General features: G+C 65.3%; 23 protein-coding genes. 13 read left to right on the top strand and 10 right to left on the bottom strand.

Going from position 1 to position 21,719, the window contains the following annotated elements; all coding sequences use genetic code 11:
- Positions 1–108: 108 nt before the first annotated feature.
- Both metF and C8J39_RS01260 read right to left on the bottom strand, forming a co-directional pair.
- Positions 109–1,053 carry a methylenetetrahydrofolate reductase gene (gene metF, locus C8J39_RS01255; RefSeq protein ID WP_120298995.1) on the bottom strand — a complete coding sequence of 315 codons (945 nt, stop codon included), beginning with the start codon at positions 1,051–1,053 and terminating at the stop codon, positions 109–111.
- On the bottom strand, positions 1,050–2,003 hold the full coding sequence (locus tag C8J39_RS01260; protein WP_120298996.1) for a metalloregulator ArsR/SmtB family transcription factor: 954 nt from the start codon (positions 2,001–2,003) through the stop codon (positions 1,050–1,052). Before C8J39_RS01260 ends, metF begins: the two co-directional genes overlap by 4 nt.
- A gap of 193 nt (positions 2,004–2,196) precedes the next feature.
- On the opposite strand from C8J39_RS01260, the gene C8J39_RS01265 reads away from it, so the two are divergent.
- From C8J39_RS01265 to C8J39_RS01275, 3 genes are all read left to right on the top strand, one after another.
- On the top strand, positions 2,197–2,568 hold the full coding sequence (locus C8J39_RS01265) for a hypothetical protein (protein WP_056490632.1): 372 nt from the start codon (positions 2,197–2,199) through the stop codon (positions 2,566–2,568).
- A 64-nt stretch (positions 2,569–2,632) separates the two neighbouring features.
- On the top strand, positions 2,633–2,899 hold the full coding sequence (locus C8J39_RS01270; RefSeq protein WP_243649676.1) for a hypothetical protein: 267 nt from the start codon (positions 2,633–2,635) through the stop codon (positions 2,897–2,899).
- Positions 2,896–3,843: an aldo/keto reductase gene (locus C8J39_RS01275; protein ID WP_120298998.1), complete on the top strand. Its 948-nt coding sequence runs from the start codon at positions 2,896–2,898 to the stop codon at positions 3,841–3,843. The genes C8J39_RS01270 and C8J39_RS01275 overlap by 4 nt, the downstream gene beginning before the upstream one ends.
- A gap of 135 nt (positions 3,844–3,978) precedes the next feature.
- Here the strand turns inward: C8J39_RS01275 and C8J39_RS01280 are convergent, their stop codons facing one another.
- The gene (locus C8J39_RS01280) at positions 3,979–5,361 is read right to left on the bottom strand and encodes a short-chain fatty acyl-CoA regulator family protein (RefSeq protein WP_120298999.1); all 1,383 of its coding nucleotides are present in this window, start codon (positions 5,359–5,361) and stop codon (positions 3,979–3,981) included.
- A 191-nt stretch (positions 5,362–5,552) separates the two neighbouring features.
- Here C8J39_RS01280 and C8J39_RS18600 point away from each other — a divergent pair, with 191 nt between their 5' ends.
- From C8J39_RS18600 to C8J39_RS01290, 3 genes are all read left to right on the top strand, one after another.
- Positions 5,553–5,717, top strand: a complete 165-nt coding sequence (locus C8J39_RS18600) for a hypothetical protein (RefSeq protein WP_164913371.1) — start codon at positions 5,553–5,555, stop codon at positions 5,715–5,717.
- Between the two features lie 257 nt (positions 5,718–5,974).
- Entirely contained in the window at positions 5,975–6,961 is a 987-nt protein-coding gene (locus tag C8J39_RS01285; RefSeq protein ID WP_120299000.1) for a cation diffusion facilitator family transporter, read from the top strand.
- A 55-nt stretch (positions 6,962–7,016) separates the two neighbouring features.
- Complete coding sequence (locus C8J39_RS01290; protein ID WP_120299001.1) at positions 7,017–7,685, top strand: hypothetical protein; 669 nt, start codon at positions 7,017–7,019, stop codon at positions 7,683–7,685.
- Here the strand turns inward: C8J39_RS01290 and C8J39_RS01295 are convergent.
- Both C8J39_RS01295 and C8J39_RS01300 read right to left on the bottom strand, forming a co-directional pair.
- Positions 7,682–8,347, bottom strand: coding sequence for a DUF4893 domain-containing protein (locus tag C8J39_RS01295; RefSeq protein ID WP_243649677.1), 666 nt, complete (start codon positions 8,345–8,347; stop codon positions 7,682–7,684). The two genes, C8J39_RS01290 and C8J39_RS01295, sit on opposite strands and share 4 nt — an antisense overlap.
- Before the next feature lie 88 nt (positions 8,348–8,435).
- Positions 8,436–9,221: a 3-hydroxybutyrate dehydrogenase gene (locus C8J39_RS01300; RefSeq protein WP_120299002.1), complete on the bottom strand. Its 786-nt coding sequence runs from the start codon at positions 9,219–9,221 to the stop codon at positions 8,436–8,438.
- Positions 9,222–9,321: 100 nt separating this feature from the next.
- On the opposite strand from C8J39_RS01300, the gene C8J39_RS01305 reads away from it, so the two are divergent.
- Positions 9,322–10,233 (top strand): neutral zinc metallopeptidase, encoded by a 912-nt coding sequence (locus C8J39_RS01305; protein ID WP_120299003.1) that lies wholly within the window; start codon positions 9,322–9,324, stop codon positions 10,231–10,233.
- A gap of 156 nt (positions 10,234–10,389) precedes the next feature.
- Here the strand turns inward: C8J39_RS01305 and C8J39_RS01310 are convergent, their stop codons facing one another.
- Positions 10,390–10,671 (bottom strand): DUF427 domain-containing protein, encoded by a 282-nt coding sequence (locus C8J39_RS01310; RefSeq protein WP_120299004.1) that lies wholly within the window; start codon positions 10,669–10,671, stop codon positions 10,390–10,392.
- An 11-nt stretch (positions 10,672–10,682) separates the two neighbouring features.
- Positions 10,683–11,039, bottom strand: a complete 357-nt coding sequence (locus C8J39_RS01315) for an ArsC family reductase (RefSeq protein WP_120299005.1) — start codon at positions 11,037–11,039, stop codon at positions 10,683–10,685.
- Positions 11,040–11,157: 118 nt separating this feature from the next.
- Here C8J39_RS01315 and C8J39_RS01320 point away from each other — a divergent pair, with 118 nt between their 5' ends.
- From C8J39_RS01320 to C8J39_RS01340, 5 genes are read left to right on the top strand one after another with little or no spacing between them, the layout of a single operon-like run.
- Positions 11,158–11,625, top strand: a complete 468-nt coding sequence (locus C8J39_RS01320; protein ID WP_120299006.1) for a DUF1203 domain-containing protein — start codon at positions 11,158–11,160, stop codon at positions 11,623–11,625.
- Between the two features lie 49 nt (positions 11,626–11,674).
- A complete protein-coding gene (locus C8J39_RS01325; protein WP_120299007.1) occupies positions 11,675–13,720 on the top strand; it encodes an NAD(+) synthase in 2,046 nt (681 codons plus the stop codon).
- A gap of 54 nt (positions 13,721–13,774) precedes the next feature.
- On the top strand, positions 13,775–14,635 hold the full coding sequence (locus C8J39_RS01330) for a CDP-alcohol phosphatidyltransferase family protein (RefSeq protein WP_120299008.1): 861 nt from the start codon (positions 13,775–13,777) through the stop codon (positions 14,633–14,635).
- A 15-nt stretch (positions 14,636–14,650) separates the two neighbouring features.
- Positions 14,651–15,742, top strand: a complete 1,092-nt coding sequence (locus C8J39_RS01335) for an inositol-3-phosphate synthase (RefSeq protein ID WP_056050788.1) — start codon at positions 14,651–14,653, stop codon at positions 15,740–15,742.
- Position 15,743: 1 nt separating this feature from the next.
- Entirely contained in the window at positions 15,744–16,475 is a 732-nt protein-coding gene (locus C8J39_RS01340) for an NTP transferase domain-containing protein (RefSeq protein WP_120299009.1), read from the top strand.
- A gap of 183 nt (positions 16,476–16,658) precedes the next feature.
- On the opposite strand, the gene C8J39_RS01345 is transcribed toward C8J39_RS01340, so the two are convergent.
- Genes C8J39_RS01345 through ettA form a run of 3 tightly spaced genes read right to left on the bottom strand, consistent with a single transcriptional unit; the run spans position 16,659 to position 20,087 of the window.
- A complete protein-coding gene (locus C8J39_RS01345) occupies positions 16,659–17,858 on the bottom strand; it encodes a sensor histidine kinase (RefSeq protein ID WP_120299010.1) in 1,200 nt (399 codons plus the stop codon).
- A gap of 2 nt (positions 17,859–17,860) precedes the next feature.
- A complete protein-coding gene (locus C8J39_RS01350) occupies positions 17,861–18,403 on the bottom strand; it encodes a hypothetical protein (protein ID WP_120299011.1) in 543 nt (180 codons plus the stop codon).
- Positions 18,404–18,407: 4 nt separating this feature from the next.
- Positions 18,408–20,087 carry an energy-dependent translational throttle protein EttA gene (gene ettA / locus C8J39_RS01355; RefSeq protein ID WP_056062887.1) on the bottom strand — a complete coding sequence of 560 codons (1,680 nt, stop codon included), beginning with the start codon at positions 20,085–20,087 and terminating at the stop codon, positions 18,408–18,410.
- Between the two features lie 123 nt (positions 20,088–20,210).
- On the opposite strand from ettA, the gene C8J39_RS01360 reads away from it, so the two are divergent.
- Complete coding sequence (locus C8J39_RS01360; RefSeq protein WP_120299012.1) at positions 20,211–21,614, top strand: M20/M25/M40 family metallo-hydrolase; 1,404 nt, start codon at positions 20,211–20,213, stop codon at positions 21,612–21,614.
- Positions 21,615–21,719: the final 105 nt, after the last annotated feature.

Below are 21,719 nucleotides of genomic sequence, written 5' to 3' on the forward strand. Positions count from 1 at the left end.
CTCCTCCCCTCCCGCTGGCGGGAGGGGTCGGGGGAGGGAAGTGCCGCAAACGAGACGGTCGGATTGGGCCAGCCCCTCCCCTAACCCCTCCCGCAGGCGGGAGGGGAATTACGCCGCAGCGACCTTGTCGACCGGCTTCGCGCGAACACCCAGCATGTGGCAGATCGCATAGGCCAGTTCCGCGCGGTTGAGCGTGTAAAAGTGGAAATCCTTCACGCCGCCCGCATAGAGCCGCCGGCACATCTCGGCCGCGATCGTCGCCGCAACGAGCTGCCGAGCCGAGGGGTGATCGTCGAGCCCCTCGAACAGCCGGTCCATCCACGCCGGAATTTCCGCACCGCAGAGGCCCGCGAATTTCCGAGTCTGCGCGACGTTCGACACCGGCAGGATACCCGGCAGGATCTGCGCCGTGATCCCGGCGGCTGCAACCCGGTCGCGAAACCGGAAATACGCTTCGGGCGAGAAGAAGAACTGCGTGATAGCGCGGGTCGCACCGGCATCGATCTTGCGCTTCAGATTGTCGATATCCGCATCATGCCCGCCCGATTCCGGATGGCATTCGGGATACGCCGCGACCGAAATCTCGAACGGATGCAGTTTCCGCAAGCCAGCGACCAAGGCCGCCGCGTTCTCATACCCGCCCGGATGCGCCTGATAGGGCTGACCCAAGGTTGGCATATCGCCACGCAACGCGACGATGTGGCGCACGCCCGCTGCCCAGTATTCCTCAGCAACCTGGTCGATCTCGGCCTTGGTCGCCTCGACGCAGGTCAGGTGCGCGGCGGCGTTCATCGACGTCTCGCGCTGGATCCGCGCCACCGTCGCATGCGTCCGCTCACGCGTCGATCCGCCAGCGCCGTACGTGACCGACACGAAGTCCGGCTGGAGCGGCTCCAGCGTGCGGATCGCCTCCCAGAGTTGTGCGTCCATCCTCTCGCTCTTCGGCGGAAAGAACTCGAAGCTGATGCCGACATCGCCCGCGAGATCCGCGAACAGCGGTTCTTCAAGCGCGCGGCGCGCTTCGGCCAGTTGGGGGATCGATATGTTCGTCATGCCGCCTTCACCTCACGCAAGCTCGTGCCGATCTTCCGACCGAGCCATAATTTCACCGTCAACTCACCGCCCTCGAGCGTCTCGACGCGCGCCGTCTGCAAGCCAGCCGCCTCGAACCACGCCGCCATCTGCTCGTCCGCGAACCCGAGACGCGTATGCGCATCGCGCAACCGCAGTTCCTCGCGATCGTGGCTGGCGAAGTCGGCAATCAGTAACCGTCCGCCGGGCGCGAGCACGCGCGCCGCTTCACTCACCGCCGCGCCAGGCTGCTGCGCGAAGTGCAACACGTGATGCAGGATCGCGACGTCCGCTGCGGCATCCGCCATCGGCAACGCGTACAGATCGGCCTGGCGCAGTTCGGCGTGCGTCATGTCGTGCAGTTTGGCGCGCGCGAGCCGCAGCATCTCCGAACTGCGATCGATCCCGAGCGCGATCGTCGCGCGTCCGCCGAACAGTTCGAGCATCCGCCCGGTGCCCGTCCCGATATCGATCAGCGTGCCGACCGGCGCATCGCCGAGCACGGCCGCCATCGCCGCCTCGACCTCGCTATCGGCGACATGCAGCGACCGGATCGCGTCCCACTCGTCGGCATGCCCTTCGAACCACGCCGCAGCACTCGCCGCCCGGTCCGCACGCACGGCCGCAAGCCGTGCTGCATCCGCGACCGCCCAATGGTCCGGCTCGGTCTTTGCCCATACGTCGAGCGAACGCGCGACCGGCTCGACCACGTCCGCAGACCCCAGCGCGACGAACACCCAGCTGCCCTCCTTGCGACGCTCGGCAAGTCCGGCGTCGCACAGGATCTTCACATGGCGCGAGACGCGCGGCTGGCTCTGCCCGAGCACCTGGGCCAGTTCGCCGACGGACAGCTCCATCCGCCGCAACAGCGCGAGGATCCGCAACCGGGTCGCGTCCGCCAAAGCACGGAAGATTTCGAGCGCCATCGTCATACGAGGACATATAAAGAATTCTTTATATGAGGTCAACGCGGGCGTGTGCGTCTCGAACATTACCGATCGGCACCCGCGACTTATCGCATCGCGGCCGATCGTGACGGATCGGAAACGCTTCGTCCGCGTTCGATTGCGCTATGGGCTGGGCATTCCCCGGTCCACAAGACGACATCCACGGGAGTAGATACCTATGAAGAAGTTCCTGATCCCCGCCCTGGCGCTTACCGCCGGTCTCGCCGCCTGCAGCAACAATGCGCAGGACCAGACCGCACAGGCCGCCAACGCGATCGCCGCCGATGCCAGCGCGACCACCGCCAATGCCGTCGACGACGTCAGCGCCGCCAGCGATCGTGCGCTGGGCTCGGCCGAGCGTTCGCTCGACAACGCAGGTGCGCGCATCGACAACTCGACCGATCACCTCGACGCCAAGACCGACCGCGCCGGTGACCGGATCGAAGCCGGTGCAGATCGTGCAGGCGCGTCCATCAGCAACGGTGCGGACCGTGCGGCGGACGCGACCGGCAACGCGCTGACCCGCGCCGGCAATGCGATCAAGGACTAACATCTGAATGGACCGCCGTCCGCCTCCCCTCGTCATCCCAGTGAAAGCTGGGATCTCCCGCTTCGTGTCCCAGCGACCCAAGCGGACAGATGCCAGCGTTCGCCGGCATGGCGTGCTGGGCTGGGCGGCGGTCCTGTTCCCTGCTTTACTCGCGGCGTGCTCGCCTGCGAGCGAACCCGGCGCGGTCACCGCCGACGAAGCGCACCAGTTGAACGAAGCCGCCGCGATGCTCGACGCGAACAGTGTCGACCTGAACGCCGTCGCCGCCGCTCCTGAGGATGCCGCGCCCGATACCGAACTCCCCTCGAATCAAAGCGATCAGACCCGATGACTCTTCGCCGCCTCGGCTCGACCGATCTCAAGATCGCCCCCCTCGTCCTCGGCGGCAACGTATTCGGCTGGACTGCCGACCGCACCGCCAGCTTCGCCGTGCTCGATGCATTTGTCGCGGGCGGCGGCACGATGATCGACACCGCCGACGTCTATTCGGCCTGGGTCGACGGCCATCAGGGCGGCGAATCCGAGAGCATGATCGGCGAATGGCTGAAGGCTAGCGGCAAGCGTGACGACGTGTTGATCGCGACCAAGGTCGGCATGCTCCCCGGCGAAGGCGGCGAGAAGCTCGCCCCTGCGCGCATCGCCGCCGCTGCCGAAGCCTCGCTGAAGCGCCTCGGCACCGATCGCATCGACCTGTATTACGCACACCAGGACGACGACTCGCAGGCTCAGGAAGCTGTTCTCGAAGCGTTCGGCAAGCTCATCGATGCCGGCAAAGTCCGCGTGATCGGTGCATCCAACTTCCACGCCGCACGTCTCAAGTCCGCGGTCGAGGCTGCCAAGACCTCGGACCTGCCGCGCTATCATGTGCTACAGCCCGAATATAACCTCGTCAGCCGCACCAAATTCGAGGGCGAATTGCAGGATTACTGCGTCACCGAGAATATCGGCGTGCTGCCGTATTACGGGCTCGCCTCGGGTTTCCTCACCGGCAAGTACCGGACGAAGGACGATCTGGGCCAGAGCGTTCGCGGTGGTCGGATGGGCGAATTGCTCGAAGGTACCGGCAAGGCAGTTCTCGACGCGATGGACTCGGTCGTCGAAGTCACCGGCGCGACCCACGCGCAGGTAGCGCTGGCGTGGCTGATCGCACAGCCCGGCGTGACGGCGCCGATCGCAAGCGCCACGAGCGTGAAGCAGGTCGAGGACTTGTTGCCTGCGATGACGCTGGAATTGTCGAAGGATCAGTTGGACGCGCTGATGGTCGCTGGCGCCTGACCCCTCAATCCTCCCCCGCAAGGGGGAGGTGTCGCCGAAGGTGACGGAGGGGGAGGACAGGGGAACAGCGGTTTCGCTTTCCTCCCCCTCCGTCAGGCAAGCGCCTGCCACCTCCCCCTTGCGGGGGAGGATTGTTTAATCCCCGGCGAACGTCAGCGCGGACGTCTTTCGTTCCCGCTCATTGATCAGCAGCGCCCGCCCGGCCGGCGCGACAGACCGTTGCGGGCAATCGTTGCGGAAACAGGCGCGACAGCCGAGCCCGATCGGCATCGCCCTCCCCGCCAGATCGAAGCCACTCGCCGCCGCCAGCACGCCCGCCTGCGACGCCGCAACGCCGAGGCCGATCGCGAACTCGGCGTGCACTGCGCCAAATCGGCTTCCCTGCGGCGTCACAGTGCGCGCCATCGTCAGCCAGCGCGCGCCGTCCTCCAGCTCGACCAGCTGCACCATAAGGCTGCCCGGTCGGTCGAACGCATGATGTAGCCGCCACAGCGGACAGCGCCCGTCCGCCTCCACCAGCGCCGCACCGCTGGCGCCGGGATAGCGCTTCGACGCCTGCCCTGCGCGGTCGATGCGGATCATGAAGAACGGTAGCCCGCGTGCGCCGACGCGCTGCAACGTCGTCAGTCGGTGCGCGACCTGTTCGAAGCCCGCGCCGAACCGGCGTTGCAGCAACTCGATGTCGTACCCCGTCGTCTCGCAACCGCGAAGGAACCGGGCGTACGGCATCATCAGCGCGGCCGCGAAATACCCGAGGAGGTGGCGGCGATAGAGCCTTTCCGCCGCGCGATCGGTGAACCCGGCGCCTTTCGCCAGCGCATCGATCTCCGCCTTCGCCTCGATCTGGCCGAGCTGGAACGCAACCGCGAACGTGCGCGAGGCCGGGTCGAGCATCTCGCTCAACTGCAACTGGCGCGCGTGCAGGTCGAGGCGGCGCAATGTGTCGGGCAGCACGTCGGCGGGCAAGACCCGGATCGTCAGGCCGTGCTTGGCGCGCAACCGCTCGGCGATCGCGCCGTAGAGATCACCCGCACCGAGCCGCAATTCGTCGGCCAACGCTTCGGCCGCGGCGTCGAGGTCGGCGAAATGATTGCGCCAACGCTCGATCTCGCGACGGACCAGCGTCACCGGATCGTCGCGCGCCTCGACCACCGCGCCGCAGCCGATCCGGTCGAACACGCGGGCGAACGCCGCCGCACCGCCGGGGGCGCTGGCGAGCCACTCCTCGACTTCGTTGCGGTCGATCTCGAGGTCGGCAAACATCGGGTCGGCCAGCCGTCGCCGGATCGCATCCGCGCCGCCGCCCGGTTCGCCCGCCGCGAGCGATCGCGGATCGAAGTCGAAGCTCTCGGCGAGCTTGATCAGCAACGTCGCGGAGATCGGCCGTTGGTTGCGCTCGACGAGGTTAAGATAGCTCGGGCTGATCGCGAGCATGTCGGCCATCGCCGCCTGCGTCAGCCCCGCCCCACGCCGCAAGCGACGGATCGCATGCCCTGCCAGCAATTTCCGTTCCGCCATCGCAAACCCTCCTGTCACGATGTTTACAGAACGACACGTCTTCTACAAGCTGGACGGACACCACGACGTTGCGGCGGCTCGGGACGGCCTTCCAACGTGCCGGCCTCGAACGCTATTGCCTGTGCATCGCCTTTCTCGGCACACGATTGGTGTAAAGAGAGAGACAAAACGATCATCGAAGGAGGCAAGCCATGCAGACGACCACCGAACAACCCCGCGCCCGCGCCGTCTTCTCGACCAACGATTTCGCGCTGATGAAGGAAGTGCTCGGCGAGATGATCAGCAAGACCTCGATCGACGACGAACGACTGACGCGGATGAGTGCGCTGTACCACCGCCTCGGCCGGCTCGGGTAAACCGCTTCACACAGTTTCCTGGGGAGGAAAGGATCCCGCCGATGGCTCGTCCATCGGCGGGTATTCCTGTTTCTTCCGACTTCCCCCCTCCCTGAAAGGGAGGGGTTGGGGGTGGGTCGGCCCGCTCGTGTCGCACCAGGTCGAGAAATGCGGAAACCTACCCACCCCCGGCCCCTCCCTTCCAGGGAGGGGGGAAGGGGGATCCGCCTTGAAATTCTGTCTCTTTTCAACACGACCCCCTCGTGTAGGACGGCGCCATGGCCAAGACACTGACCGCTCGCATCAAGGACGACATCGTCCTCTACGGCGCCCTCGCCGCCAATCTCGGGATCGGCGTGGCGAAATTCGTCGCGGCCGGGATGACCGGATCGTCGTCGATGCTGACCGAGGGCTTCCACTCGGTGGTCGACAGCGGCAACCAGGTGCTGCTGCTCTACGGTCAGAAAAAGGCCAAGCGCCCCGCCGACGAAGCGCACCCGTTCGGCTATGGTCGCGAACTGTATTTCTGGGCGTTCGTCGTCGCGATCCTGATCTTCGCGATCGGCGCGGGCGTGTCGATCTTCGAAGGCTGGCGGCATATCCGGGAGCCCGAACCGCTTACCAGCCCGACCATAAACTACGTCGTCCTCGCAATCTCGTTCGCGCTTGAGGGTAGCAGCTGGACGATCGCGGTGCGTGAATTCTCGAAGTCGAAGGGCGACATGGGCTGGTGGCAGGCGATCCACCGGTCGAAGGACCCCGCCGGTTTCATCGTGCTGTTCGAGGATTCCGCGGCGCTGGCGGGACTCGTCATCGCCGGGATCGGCATCTGGGCGAGCCATGCGTTCAACGATCCGCGCATCGATGGCGCCGCCTCGATCGCGATCGGCTTGATCCTTGCGCTGGTCGCGGTGTTGCTCGCGCGCGAATCGAAGGGTTTGCTGATCGGCGAGCGCGCCGACCCGGCGGTGATCGCGACGATCCGCGAGATCGTCGCAGCCTATCCCGCGATCGTCTCGGTCAATCACGTCCGCACGATCCACACCGCACCCGAAAGCATCTTCGCCGCGATCAGCGCGGACTTCGACGATTCGGTGACGATGGGCGACGGCGAGACGCTGATCGAGGCGATGGAGACCGAGTTGCGTGCCGCCATCCCGATGCTCTCCTCGATCTATATCCGACCAGAGAAGCGCGAGAACGCGACGCTTGCCGCATCCGCTTTGCCTGCCCCGGCGACCGCAGAAAATACCACGCAAATCTGATCTAAATCAGACTCATCACACTGGTAAGGCTCGACATTCCAAAATAATATTGGGGATGAGACCGCTTCTTCGGCTGATCGCCCTGCTCTGCCTGTGCCTGGGATACGCGCTTCCCGCACAGGCGGCCGTCACCATCACCTTCTGGAGCCACGAGCTCGGCAACAGCTTCCCGCACGCGTTCTTCACGTTGCGCGGGATACCCGACGCCGGCGGCCCGCCGGTAGACGTGAATTACGGCTTTACCGCGAAATCGGTATCGCCGGCGCTGTTGATGGGCCCGGTGTCGGGCATGCTCGATATCGCGAAGCCGACCTACATCAACGGCAGCGACGCGCAATTCTCGGTGGTGATAACCGACGCGCAATATACGCAGGTGCTGAAGCTGATCGACGCGTGGAGCGAGGGCAAGTCGGATAGCGTATACCGGCTTGGCGATCATAACTGCGTCCACTTCGTCAAGGAAGCGGCACGGATCGTCGGGCTATCGGGGCTCGACCAGCCCAAGCTGATGAAGAAGCCGCGATCGTATCTAAAGGCGGTCGGTGCCGCGAACGTCGGCCGCGTGACCCCGGTCGGGCTGCACGGCAAGGAGTATCTCGCGGGACTTTCGCCGATCGTGCCCTTGGCCGCGACCGGTGCCGTAATCGCCGCCTCGTCTTCGCCGATACCGAGCTACCCGCGTTCGACCGTACCGCCTGCCCAATCGGCGGCCTTGCCACGCTAGTCAGCCGGTACCAGTTCGACGACGTCGAGTACCGACTCGAATTTGGGATATGGCAGCACCACGCGCCAGCGCTTGGTGCCGATCCGCTCGATCAGTCCGGCCATGTCACGGGTCGCATCGCGACCATAGCGCATCGGCCGCTTTTCATCACCGAGTTCCATGGTGCCGAGGAAGATCGCGCGCGCGTTGGTGTCGGCGAAGATGGTCCCGACCGGACGCTGCGATCCATCAAGTTTGGTAAGGCTGACCACGGAATTTCCACCCCCATCGACGTCGCCGCCATCGCCGCCGCCGCCGATCCTGCACGCGAACCATCCGGATGCCATGAAGGTCGGGCCGATCCCCGCGCGCGAACCGAGCTTGAACGTGCGACACCGATAGCTGCCGGTTGGGGGCAGCGGGTCGACGAGCGAGCGATCGGGATCGAACAGGACCGGCTCCTGCCTGATCTCGCGCGGATCGACTTGCGCCAGCGCGTCGACCCAGGCGCCCCGCCAGCCTCTCAGCCGACCGCGATCCGCGACGGTCGCGACCCGCCGCCAGTCCGTATCGCGGTCCTGTCGATCCAGCACCGGCGCGGCGCCCGCTGGCACGATCCCGGCGATCGCCGATACGCACGTCGCCAGCGTCATGCATGCGGCCGTCTTATGCCAAGTCCGCATCATCCTGAATCCCTCAAACTTTTCGCATGCTAAGCCTGCCGGGCCAGCGACGGCAATGGCTATTGCCCAACGCGAACGCCGCGCTCGATCACGCCGCCGTCCAGCCGCCGTCCATCGACAAATTGGCACCGGTGATCGCTTTGGCCTCGTCGCGGCACAGGAACAGCGCGAACGCCGCGACCTGTTCGGGGGTGACGAACTCCTTGGTGGGTTGCGCCGCCAATAGCACGTCGTTCATCACCTGATCGCGCGTCAGCCCGCGTGCCGCCATCGTGTCGGGGATCTGGTTCTCGACCAGCGGCGTCCAGACATAGCCGGGCGAGATGCAGTTGACGGTGATGCCGTCGGTCGCGGTTTCGAGCGCGATCGTCTTGGTAAGCCCGGCGATAGCGTGCTTCGCCATGACGTAGGCGGACTTGTTCGGGCTCGCGACCAGCGAGTGCGCGGACGCAGTCGAGATGATCCGCCCCCAGCCCTTGGCGCGCATATGCGGCACCGCGGCGCGCATCATGTGCCAGGCCGACGAGAGGTTGATCGCGATGATCGCGTCGAACTTGTCGATCGGGAAGTCGGCGATCCCGGCGACATGCTGGATGCCCGCGTTGTTGACGACGATGTCGACGCTGCCGGTCTCGGCCGCTGCCCGCTCGACCATTGCGGCGATCTGGTCGGGCTTGGTCATGTCGGCGGCGTCGTAGAGCGCGATCGCGCCGCTGACCTGCGCCAACGCTGCCCGTTCCCGTTCGATCGCATCGGCATCGCCAAACCCGTTGAGCACCACTGCTGCGCCTTCGGCTGCAAACGCCTTGGCGTAGGCGAGCCCGATTCCCGACGTGGATCCGGTGATGACCGCGGTCTTGCCCTTCAGGAACATGCATACTCCCCCATCTTGGCGCAGCGTATTCTGCCGCCGTGCAACCCTAGCGCCACCTTGCGCATTTCGTTCCCGAGAAGAAACGAAAAGGGGCATATCCATGCGGCTCGACGATTACGATCCGAACATCAACGTCGAGGACCAGCGCGGGTCGGGCGGCGGAGGCGGCAGTTTTGGCGGCGGCGGTGGCCTGCTGATGGGGTTGTTGCCGATGATCGGGAGCCGCTTCGGGTGCGGCGGAATCGTCGTGGTGCTGATCCTGATGGCAGTGTTCGGCGGCATGGGTGGCCTTGGCGGGCTGCTCGGTGGCGGACAGACTTCGGCACCGACGACGCAGAGCGGACCGCGCTCGGGCACCGATACCAAGTCGAGCTGTTCGCTGAACGCCGAAAGCAAGGCTGCCTGCAACGCCTTCAGCTCGGCCGACAACACCTGGGAGGCGATCTTCCAGAAGAACGGCCAGCGGTTCGAGGCGCCCAAGCTCGTGTTCTTCGACGGCAATGGCCGCTCGGGTTGCGGCGCCGCGCAGTCGGCGATGGGGCCATTCTATTGCCCGACCGACCAGGGCATCTACCTCGACACCAGCTTTTTCAACGAGCTGTCGACTCGCTTTAAAGCGAACGGCGACTTCGCGCAGGACTATGTGATCGCGCACGAGTTCGGCCATCACATCCAGAAGCTGCTCGGTACCAACGCGCAGGTCCAGCAGGCGCAGCGCCAGGCGAGCGAGACCGAGGGCAATGCTCTGTCGGTACGGCTCGAATTGCAGGCGGATTGCTACGCCGGCGTGTGGGCGGCGGCGAACAAGACGCGGCTCGAGGCTGGGGATATCCAGGAGGGCATGACTGCGGCGCAGGCGATTGGCGACGACACGTTGCAGAAGCAGTCGCAGGGCCGCGTCGTGCCGGACAGCTTCACGCACGGGACATCGGCGCAGCGCCAGTCGTGGCTGAAGCGCGGGCTGGAGAGCGGCGATCCACAACAGTGCGACACGTTCTCGGGCGCGATCTGAGCTGAGCCTCCGATCCTCCCCGCCAGGGGGAGGTGGCTGGCGCTTGCCAGACGGAGGGGAGGTAAGCGAAACGCCTGTTCCGTGTCCTCCCCCTCCGTCACCTTCGGCGACACCTCCCACTGACGGGGGAGGATTCAAAAAATGGCGCGCGCGTCCTTACGCGACGACGACGCCCTTCCAGAACGCATACCGTCCCTCGATCTCCGCCGCTGCGGACTTCGGCTCCGGATAATACCAGACCGCATCGACGTTGCGTTTCCCGTCGACGACCAGCGTTTTGTAGCTCGCCACACCCTTCCACGGGCAGTTCGAGTGCGTCGCGCTATCCTCCAGCAACGCCGGATCGACGCTGTCGGCGAGAAAGTAATGATTACCCTCTACCACGACGGTATCGTCCGATCGTGCGATCTCGTGGCCATTCCAACTTGCAACCGGCATGCTGATCTCCTTCAGGCGCGCCCCAGCCCCGCCGCCTCATACGCCTCGGGCTTGAACCCGACCAGCAGCGTCTCGCCGGTATCGAGCACCGGGCGCTTGATCATCGACGGTTGCGCCAGCATCAGCGCGGTGGCCTTCCCGGCATCGAGATCCGCTCGGTCCGCTTCCGGAAGTTTGCGGAACGTCGTCCCCCCGCGATTGAGCAACACCTCCCAGCCAACCCGGCCGATCCAGTCGTCCAGATGCGCGGCGTCGATTCCGGCGGTCTTATAGTCGTGGAACGCATAGTCCACGTCGTGCGCATCCAGCCATGTCCGCGCCTTCTTGATCGTGTCGCAATTCTTGATGCCGAACATCGTGATCGTCAAAATAGCCTCCGAAGCAAAACTGGAATCAGTCCAAGCGCAGCCGTTTGATAGCAAGCTACGGGACGCACACGCACCCGATCCAGGTCATGAAGCTCGCTCATACCGAAGAGGAGCGATCATGTCCTTCCGCGTTCAGGGGCTCGACCCCGACCAGTTTCGACACCTGTTCGGCGCCTCCGATGCCAGCCTCGCGCGAGCAGGCGCCCGGCGATACGTGGCCGACGCCAAGCCCGGCTTTCCCGATCGCATCGCAGTGCGCGATCTGGAGATCGGTGAGACGGCGATCCTGATCAACTACGAACATCAGCCGGCCGACACGCCTTACCGCTCGCGCCACGCGATCTTCGTATCCGAGGCGGAGACGGAACCGCTGGACCTGCTCGACGCGGTCCCCGAGGCGATCCGCAGCCGGCCGATATCCCTGCGCGCCTTTGGACCTGACGACGAGATGATCGACGCCGACCTGGTCGCAGGCACGGACCTGATCCCGCTGATCGAGCGGTTCCTCGCGGTGCCGGACGTGGCGTATCTCCAGGCCCACTACGCCAAGCGCGGATGTTATGCGGCGCGCATCGTTCGTGCCTGACCTGCGCAAGCCGGTGGCGTGACGCAGCGCGGGCGTTTATCGGTGCCCCATGACGCATCCATTCTACGCGATCCATAGTCACGGGCTGATCCGGGTTGCCGCCGCGATGCCGCGGGCTTCGGTGGGGCATACCGGGGCCAATGCCGAGGCTACGATCGCCTTGGCGCGCGAGGCGGATGCGAAGGGCGTCGACCTCGTCGTCTTCCCGGAGCTGAACCTCACCTCCTACGCGATCGACGACCTGCATCTCCAGACCGCGCAGCAGCGCGCGACGCTGACCGCGATCGCGACGGCGGTCGAGGCGAGTGTAACCTTGCGGCCGGTGCTGGTGGTCGGCGCAGCGCTCGTGCGGAACGGGCGGCTGTATAATTGCGCGCTGGCGATCGCACGCGGGCGCGTGCTCGGCGTGGTCCCGAAGACGTTCCTGCCGAATTATCGCGAGTTCTACGAGAAGCGGTGGTTCGCGAGTGGCGTAGGGATGACCGGACTGACGATCGAGCTTGGCGGCGAGGAGGTGCCGTTCGGGACCGACCTGATCTTCGCCGCGCGCGATCTGCCCGGCTTCGTGTTCCATGCCGAGATCTGCGAGGATTACTGGGCCCCTACCCCGCCCTCGACCGCGGGCGCACTCGCGGGGGCGCTGATCTGCTGCAACCTGTCGGCGTCGAACATCGTCATCGGCAAGGCGCGCGACCGGGCGATCCTGGCGGCGGCGCAATCGGCCCGCGCGGTCTGTGCGTATGTCTATTCCGCCGCAGGCCCCGGCGAGAGCACCACCGAGGTCGCCTGGGACGGCCAGGGACTGGTTCACGAACTCGGCGAACAGATCGCGGAGTCGGCGCGGTTCTCGACCGAGCCCGAACTGGTCGTCGCCGACGTCGACTGCGAACGGATCACGCAGGAACGCCTACGGACCGGCACGTTCAACGATGCGGCGATGTTCGCCGGCAACCCCGAAACACGATTCCGACGGATCGCGTTCGATCACGCGCCGGTACTTGAGGACAGTGGCCTCGAACGCGCCATCCGCCGTTTCCCGTTCGTCCCGAACGATCCGACGCGGCGCGACGACGATTGCTACGAGGCGTTCAACATCCAGGTGGAGGCGCTGTCGAAGCGGCTCGTCTCCGCGCACGCCGAGACGATCGTGATCGGCGTATCTGGCGGCCTCGACTCGACGCATGCGCTGATCGTCGCGGCCAAGGCGATGGACCGGCTTGGACGCCCGCGGACCAACATTCTCGGCTTCACAATGCCCGGCTTCGCGACCGGCGAAGGGACAAAGGCTAACGCTTGGGCACTCATGCGCGCGCTCGGCATCACCGCGGAAGAGATCGACATCCGCCCCGCCGCCACGCGGATGCTGGAGGACATCGGCCACCCGTTCAGCGAAGGCGAACCGGTCTACGACATCACCTTCGAGAACGTGCAGGCAGGCCTGCGCACCGACTACCTCTTCCGCCTCGCCAACCAGCGGCGCGGGATCGTGCTCGGCACCGGCGACCTGAGCGAGATGGCGCTCGGCTGGTGCACTTACGGCGTCGGCGACCAGATGAGCCATTACGCGGTGAATAGCGGCGTGCCCAAGACGCTGATCCAGTTCCTGATCCGCTGGTGTATCCGCACCGACCAGTATGACGCGGCGACCGACGACATCCTGGCGACGATCCTCGCGCAGGAGATTTCGCCCGAGCTCGTTCCGGCGGGCGCGGATGGCGCATTGCAGAGCACCGAGTCGATGATCGGCCCGTACGCGCTGAACGATTTCTTCGCGCATTACGTGATCCGCTATGGGCTCGCGCCATCAAAGATCGCCTTTCTCGCCTGGCACGCATGGCGCGATGCGAGCGTCGGCGCGTGGCCGGAGGACCTGCCGACAGACGCGCGCGTCGCCTACGACCTGCCGACGATCCGGTATTGGCTGGAAAAATTCCTCTATCGGTTCTTCACGACTAGCCAGTTCAAGCGGTCGGCGATGCCCAATGGGCCGAAGGTATCGGCGGGTGGCGCGCTATCGCCGCGTGGCGATTGGCGTGCGCCTTCGGACGGAATCGCAACCGCTTGGATCGCAGAATTGCGGTCAAGCGTTCCGTAGGGTTAGTTGCGCCGTCTTGCATAAATCGCGAGCCGGGCGCATTATGAAAATCCTATGACAGTGGCTCCACCGGATGGATCGCGCGATCGCCGGATCGAGATCCCATCTAATCTTTGGCTGATTCACCCGGCAGGCCGTGCGCTTTTGCCGCTTGCGTTGGCGCGTGGAATTTCGGCCAATTCGGTGTCGGTGGCAGGGCTTTGCCTCGGCGGAGCAGCCGCGCTCGCCTACACGCAGTGGGGAAACTGGGCACTCGCGCTGGTCGGCCTGGTGCTGTCGATGGGATGGCTTATCGCCGACGGACTCGACGGCATGGTCGCGCGCGCGACCAAGACCGCGAGCCCGCTCGGTCGCATGCTCGACGGGCTATGCGATCACGGCGTCTTCGCGCTGATCTACATCTCGCTCGCGCTGACGATCGACACGCCCGAGGGCTGGGTCCTCGCCTTCGCAGCCGGCGGCGCGCATGCGGTCCAGTCGAACATGTACGAGGGCGAGCGCTCGCGCTTCCATCGTCGCATCAAGGGCGTGGCGCTCGAAGCGCTTCCCGTTCCGACCGGCAACGCGCTGGTCCGCTTCTATGATGGCCTCGCGAGCAGCATCGACCGGATCGCCATGCCGTTCGAGCGCACGCTCGGTCAGTCGGCGGATCCGGTCGCGCTCGGGGCCCTGTACGGTGCCCGCGCCGTCGCGCCGTTGCGCTTCATGGCCTTGCTTACCGCGAATGTCCGGGTATGGGCGATCTTCGTCGCCTGCTTCGCGGGCAACCCACGCATCTTCTGGTGGTTCGAGATCGTCCCTTTGACGCTCGTGGCCATCGTCGGGCTCGTCTGGCACCGTCGTGTCGAGCGGGCTTTCGTTCGTAATACTTCCGCAACGCGACCAAAGACCGCGTCGCGCATGCATCTTTCGTAAGGAACAGGGTCAGTAATGAATAGCATTCGGATCGCCGTGGTCGGCATCGGCAACTGCGCGAGCTCGCTCGTCCAGGGCCTCGAGCATTATCGCGAGGGGGCAAACGACCAGGTTGGCCTGATGCATTTCGACATGGGTGGCTACAAGCCGAGCGACATCAAGGTCGTCGCAGCCTGGGACGTCGATCGTCGCAAGGTTGGCAAGGACGTCGCCGAGGCGATCTTCGCCAAGCCCAACTGCACCGCGGTGTTCGCGCCGAACGTCGGCAACACCGGCACGATCGTGAAGATGGGCAAGAAGCTGGACGGCGTCGCCGACCACATGGCCGACTTCAAGGACGACCGTACGTTCCTCGTCTCCGACGCCGCCGAGCCGACCCGTGAAGAGGTCATCGCCGAGCTGAAGGCATCGGGCGCCGACGTACTGATGAACTATTTGCCGGTCGGTTCGCAGGAAGCGACCGAATTCTACGCCGAGTGCGCGATCGAAGCGGGCGTGGCGTTCGTCAACAATATCCCCGTGTTCATCGCGTCGAACCCGGTCTGGGCGAAGAAGTTCGAGGACGCCGGCGTCGCGATCATCGGCGACGACATCAAGGCACAACTCGGCGCGACGATCGTCCACCGCGTGCTGACCGACCTGTTCGCCAAGCGCGGCGTGAAGCTGGATCGTACGTATCAGCTCAACACCGGCGGCAACACCGACTTCCTCAACATGTCGAACCATCGCCGGCTCGAGTCGAAGAAGATCTCGAAGACCGAAGCCGTGCAGTCGGTTGCGGCCGAGCGCATGGACGACGACAACGTCCATATCGGTCCGTCGGACTATGTGCCCTGGCAGAACGACAACAAGGTCTGCTTCCTGCGCATGGAAGGCCAGCTGTTCGGCGGCGTGCCGATGAACATCGAGCTGCGTCTCTCGGTCGAGGACAGCCCCAACTCGGCAGGCGTCGCGATCGACATGATCCGCTGCGCCAAGATCGCCAAGGATCGCGGCATCGCCGGCGTGATCGACCCTGCATCGGCGTATTTCTGCAAGCACCCGCGCACGCAGATGACCGACGATCTCGCACAGATCGAAGTCGAGCGGTTTATCAAGGCCGCCTGACATGATCGAGACGCCCCGGATTCAAACGGCGATCATCCTCGCCGCCGGGGAAGGCAGCCGCCTCCGCACCTCCGCCCCGTACAAGCCGCTCTGCGCGGTCGCGGGGCGGCCGTTGATCGCCCACGCGCTTGAGGGGCTGGCCGAGGCCGGCTTTGCGAGGGCGATTGTGACGGTGAGCTACGGGCGCGAGGCTATCGAAGCGTACCTCGCGAGCCGGCGTTGGCCGTTGAAGGTCGAGACGGTTCTCGCGGATCACCGCGAACCCAATGGCGTTTCGGTACTGGCGGCGCGAGATGCGCTCGGCGGTAGCGAAGCGATCCTCGCGATGTGCGACCACCTCGTCAGTTCCGAACTTTACGCCCGCATGGCAAGGGCCGGCGCTGGCGGTGGTCTGCGCCTCGGCATCGACCGGCGGCTCGGGCACGACTGGGTCGACCCGGAGGACGTCACCTGCGTCGCGACCGAAGGCGACCGCATCGTCGCGATCGGCAAGGGCCTGGAACCGCACGACTGCTACGACACCGGCGTCTTCGCGATCGGCCCTGCGCTGTCGGACGCGCTGGCGACGTTAGCAAGCCCGTCTTTGACGGAAGGCGTCCGCCTGCTGGCCGCACAGGGCCTGGCCCGGATCGTGGATTGCAGCGACATCGACTGGATCGACGTCGACGACGCCCCCGCGCTGGCAAAAGCCGAAGCGTGGATGGCGACCAAGGCGGATGCCGTGGCGGCCTAAAACTCCCGTTCTCCTGCGAACGCAGGAGCCCAGGGTCACGATTGTCACGCTTCATTACACTGGACTCCTGCGTTCGCAGGAGAACGATAGCACCCGTCATCCTGACGAAAGTCAGGATCCAGAGTTACGAGTGGTGCCCTTTGGGCTCTGGGTCCTGACTTTCGTCAGGATGACGGAGTGTCGTCAGGATGGCGAGGCTTCCTCCGCCCGCGGATCGGGCACGTCGAGCGTCGCGCACGTGCCAACCGCAGCGTTCTCGATCGTCACCGTCCCACGCAACTGCCGCGCGAGGCTGCCGATCATCCGCATCCCGAGGCTTTTACGCGACGCCGTCTTCAAGTCGAAGTCGGCTGGCAACCCGCCGCCCTCGTCCGACACCGTCAGCACAATGCGCCCGTCAGCACTCCGCACCGTGACCAGGATCACGCCACCATCGTCGCCATACGCATATTTGATCGCGTTGGTGACGAGCTCGGTGACCAGCAACCCCATCGGGATCGCCACGTCCGCGCTGATCAGGATCGCCTCGATATCGCAGTCGATCCGGTGGGTGAGCGATTGCTCCCCCAGCCCCGTCGCGATCCCGCAGACCAGATCGTTCAGCGCGACGATGCCAACCTGATCGCCACGCCAGAGCTGGTCGTGCGTCTGCGCGATCGCGGTGATCCGCGCCTGCGCATCGCCCAGCAGCCGGCGGATCCGCGGATCGTCATCCTCCTGCATCTGAAGGTTGAGCATCGCAGAGACGAGCGCGAGGCTGTTCTTGACCCGGTGGCTGGCCTCCCGCGTGAGCAGTTCCTGATGCTCCATCGCCTCGCTCAGCCGCTGCTCCGCCTGCTGCCGCTCGATCGCGACGCCGATGAGGTTGGCAAACCCCTGCATGAAGGCGAAGTCGGCCGGCTCGAACTTGCCCTCGTCCGGGCTGTCGACCTCAAGCACGCCGAAGCGCTTGCCCGACGTCTCCACCAGCACGTTGATAGCGCGGCGGATATTGTGCTGCGCCATGAACTCCGGCGTCCGGAAGCGCTGTTCGTTCTCAAGGTGGTTCGAGATCACCGGTAGCCCGGTCTCCAGCGCGAACCCTGCCGGCGAGCCGAGATCGGTCCGCATCTCGGTCGACCCGACAACCCCGGGCGCCCAGCCGATCCCGGCGCGGACCAACAAGGTGTTCTGTTCGGGACGGTATTCGAGGAACTTGCAGTATTGCGACCGCATCCCCTCGCCGCACAACTCGGTCGCGCGCTGCAACATCGGCTGCAGATCCCGCGCCCGCAGCGCCTCGATCCCGAAATCGGCAAGGATCGACTGCTGGCGAAGACGATATTCGAGTTCGCCTGCGCCAGGGGGCCGATCGCCGCCCGGAGATTGTTCGATAACCGTCATACTCACTCGATGTTACTGGCAATAAGTCTCGTCACGCCTGCCGCATCCAGCAGGCTCAATCGCCCACCCTGAAACCGCGGATCATGCGTGACCTCCGCGATTGCCCATTCGGGGCTGACGATCGACGTCAAAGCGGCGGCGTCGTCCTGCTCGATCTCGGCGAGTTCGAGCTCGGCGAGCGCTCCTTCGAACAGGTCGATGCCGAAGTCAGCACCCACCGGACACCGGCGTTTTCTCAAAGGTCGTGTCGGCAGTTTCGCTAGCAGGTCATACTCGTCCCGATCGAGATACGTCGTGACCGTCGGCCTGCTCAGCACATCGGCAACGTCGTATTTCTTGCCGATCTTCAGGACCACGCGTCCCGACACGCTATCGGTCATGGCGCGCAGCCTCAGCCGCGTGCCTTCGATGTGCCGGTCCTCGATCAGGATATACGGCGCGTCGGCCAGATCGGGCCAACGCGCAGGATCGACGAGAAACCGTCGCTCGCGCTCTACTTGCGCGTATTTGTGAGCGACCAGTTCCTCGTCGAGCCCCCGCAACATCGGGTCAGCGCGTCAGCTTCTTATAGGACAGCGCGGTAGGACGATCCGCCGCATCGCCCAGACGGCGGCGCTTGTCTTCTTCGTAGGATTCGAAATTGCCCTCGAACCATTCGACATGGCTGTTGCCCTCGAACGCCAGGATGTGCGTGGCGAGACGATCCAGGAAGAAGCGATCGTGGCTGATCACCACCGCGCACCCTGCGAAATTCTCGATCGCTTCCTCGAGCGCGCCCAAGGTCTCGACATCGAGATCGTTGGTGGGCTCGTCGAGCAGCAGCACGTTGCCGCCGCGCTTCAACATCTTGGCGATGTTGACGCGGTTGCGCTCGCCGCCCGACAGCTTGCCGACGTTCTTCTGCTGGTCCTGGCCCTTGAAGTTGAACGCCCCGACATAGGCGCGCGTCGACTGGTCGAACCCGTTGACCTTCATCGAGTCGAGGCCGTCGGAAATCTCCTCCCAGACGTTCTTCTTGTCGTCGAGATGATCGCGGCTCTGGTCGACATAGCCGAGCCGCACGGTCGAACCCTTGTCGATCGTGCCGCTGTCCGGCGTCTCCTGCCCAGTGATCAGCTTGAACAGCGTCGACTTGCCGGCGCCGTTGGGACCGATGACGCCAACGATACCGCCCGCGGGCAGCGTGAACGAGAGGTTCTCGAACAGCAGCTTGTCGCCGTAAGCCTTGGAGACGTTCTCGAGCTCGATGACCTTGCCGCCGAGACGCTCGGGCACCTGGATGACGATCTGCGCCTTGCCCGGCGAGCGGTTCTCCTGTGCGGAGACGAGGCGTTCGAAGTTGGCGATACGCGCCTTCGATTTCGTCTGCCGCGCCTTGGCACCCTGACGAATCCATTCGAGCTCGTTCTTGATCGCGGTCTGACGACCGGATTCCTCGCGGTCCTCCTGCTCGAGGCGCTTGGCCTTCTTCTCGAGATAGGTCGAGTAATTGCCCTCGTACGGGAAATACTTGCCGCGATCGAGTTCGAGCACCCAGCCAACGACGTTGTCGAGGAAATAGCGGTCATGGGTGATCATCAGCACCGCGCCCGCATAATCCTTCAGATGGTTCTCCAGCCACTGGACGCTTTCCGCGTCGAGATGGTTGGTGGGCTCGTCCAGCAGCAGGATACCCGGCTTCTGGATCAGCAGGCGGGTCAGCGCGACGCGGCGCTTCTCACCACCCGACAGCTTGTCGACCGGCCAGTCGCCCGGCGGGCAACGCAGCGCCTCCATCGCGACCTCGAGCTGGTTGTCGAGCGTCCAGCCGTCGATCGCGTCGATCTGCTCCTGAAGCGTCCCCATCTCCTCCAGCAGCGCGTCGAAGTCGGTGTCGTCCTGGGGATCGCCCATCTCGGCGGAGATCGCGTTGAAGCGATCCACCATGTCCGCGACACCGCGCGCGCCGTCCTTGACGTTCTCCAGCACGGTCTTGGTGGCGTCGAGCTGCGGCTCCTGCTCCAGATAGCCGACGGTAACGTTCTCGCCCGGCCAAGCCTCGCCGGTATAGTCCTTGTCGATGCCGGCCATGATCTTGATCAGCGTCGACTTGCCCGCGCCGTTGGGGCCTACGATGCCGATCTTGGCGCCATGATAGAATTGCAGATTGATGTTCGACAGCACCGGCTTGGGCGCGCCGGGGAAGGTCTTCGTCATGTCCTTCATGACATAGGCGTATTGGCCGGCCACGGGGGTCTCCGTTCGGGTGTTCGTGAGGGCGGGATTGATCTGCGCATGTAAGGGCAGCCGCGAAGGTTGGCAACGCGCGAGCTGGGACCTAACGAAGGAGGCCGACACCAAGGGGAATTGCTGATGACGCGTATCGCACCATTTCTGGCGGCCTGTGCCGCAATCACCGCCGTTCCTCTTGCCGCGCAGCGCACCGCTGCCCCGGCAACCGCGGTCGACGCGAAGGTCGCGGCGCTGCGCGACAAGGCGCTGACCGACGACACCGCCTACAAGATCGTCGAGGGGATCACGACCGAGGTCGGCCCGCGGATGACCGGCACCGAGGCGGCACCGCGGGCGCGCGCGTGGTCGGTCGCCAAGCTCAAGGCGCTCGGGTTCAAGAACGTGCGGATCGAGCCATACCAGCTGCCCGTCTGGTCGCGCGGCACGGAGAGTGGCGAGCTGGTCGCGCCCTATGCGCAAAAGCTGCACCTGGTCGGCCTCGGCAATTCGGGCGCGACGCCGCCGGGCGGGCTGACCCTGCCGATCGTGTATTTCCCGACGTACAACGACCTCGCGCTCGCCGCGGACGGCAGCCTGAAGGGCAAGATTGCCTTCGTGTCGAACGCGATGCAGCCGACGCAGGACGGGTCGAGCTATGGATCGCAGGGCACCGCGCGCTTCGTCGGACCGAACGTCGCCGCCAAGAAAGGCGCGGCGGCGATCGTGATCCGGTCGATCGGCACCGATCACGGCCGCGGGCCGCACGCGGGCAACACCAATTTCGACGCGGGCGTGACGCCGATCCCCGCCGCCGCGCTGTCGGTCGCGGACGCCGAGCATGTCGAGCGGCTGGTGAAGCTCGGCAAGCCGGTGACGCTGAAGCTGGTGCTGGAAGACAAGCAGGTCGGCATGCGCGAATCGGGCAACGTCGTCGCCGAGGTTCCGGGCACCGACCCCAAGGCCGGGATCGTGCTGGTCGGTGGCCATCTCGACAGCTGGGATCTCGGCACCGGCGCGATCGATGACGGGGCTGGCATCGCGATCACCGCAGCCGCCGCCAAGATCGTCATGGACGGCGGCCAGCGCCCCCGCCGCACGATCCGCGTCGTCTGGTTCGGCGACGAGGAGAGCGGCGGCTTTGGCGGAGCTGCCTACGCCAAGGCGCATGCCGGCGAACGCCATGCGACTGCCGCCGAATCGGATTTCGGTGCCGATCGCGTCTGGCGGTTCGAGAGCAGCCTGCCCGACGCCGCCAAGCCCATCGAGGATCGCCTGGCGGTCGCGCTCGCCCCGCTCGGGATCGTTCGCGGCGCCGACGCCCCGCACGGCGGCACCGATGTCGGCCCGGTGATCGCCACGGGGGTCGCCGGAATCGACCTCAACCAGTCGGGGCTGCGCTACTTCGATTACCACCATACGCCCGAGGATACCCTGGATCTGATCGACCCCGAACAGCTCCGCCAGAACGTCGCGGCGTGGACCACGGTGATCGCGACAGTGGCCAATGCGCCCGAGGAAATCGGGTCAATTGTGCCCCAGAAGTGACGAATTGCATGAACCAATCTGTCATCGTTCTGCCGCAAACCTTGCGGACAGATGAATTTAGCGGATTGACCGCCCGCCGGGGGCCGCTATTTGACGTGACTTCGC

Source organism: Sphingomonas sp. PP-CC-1A-547, from assembly GCF_003610375.1.
GTDB lineage: Bacteria > Pseudomonadota > Alphaproteobacteria > Sphingomonadales > Sphingomonadaceae > Sphingomonas.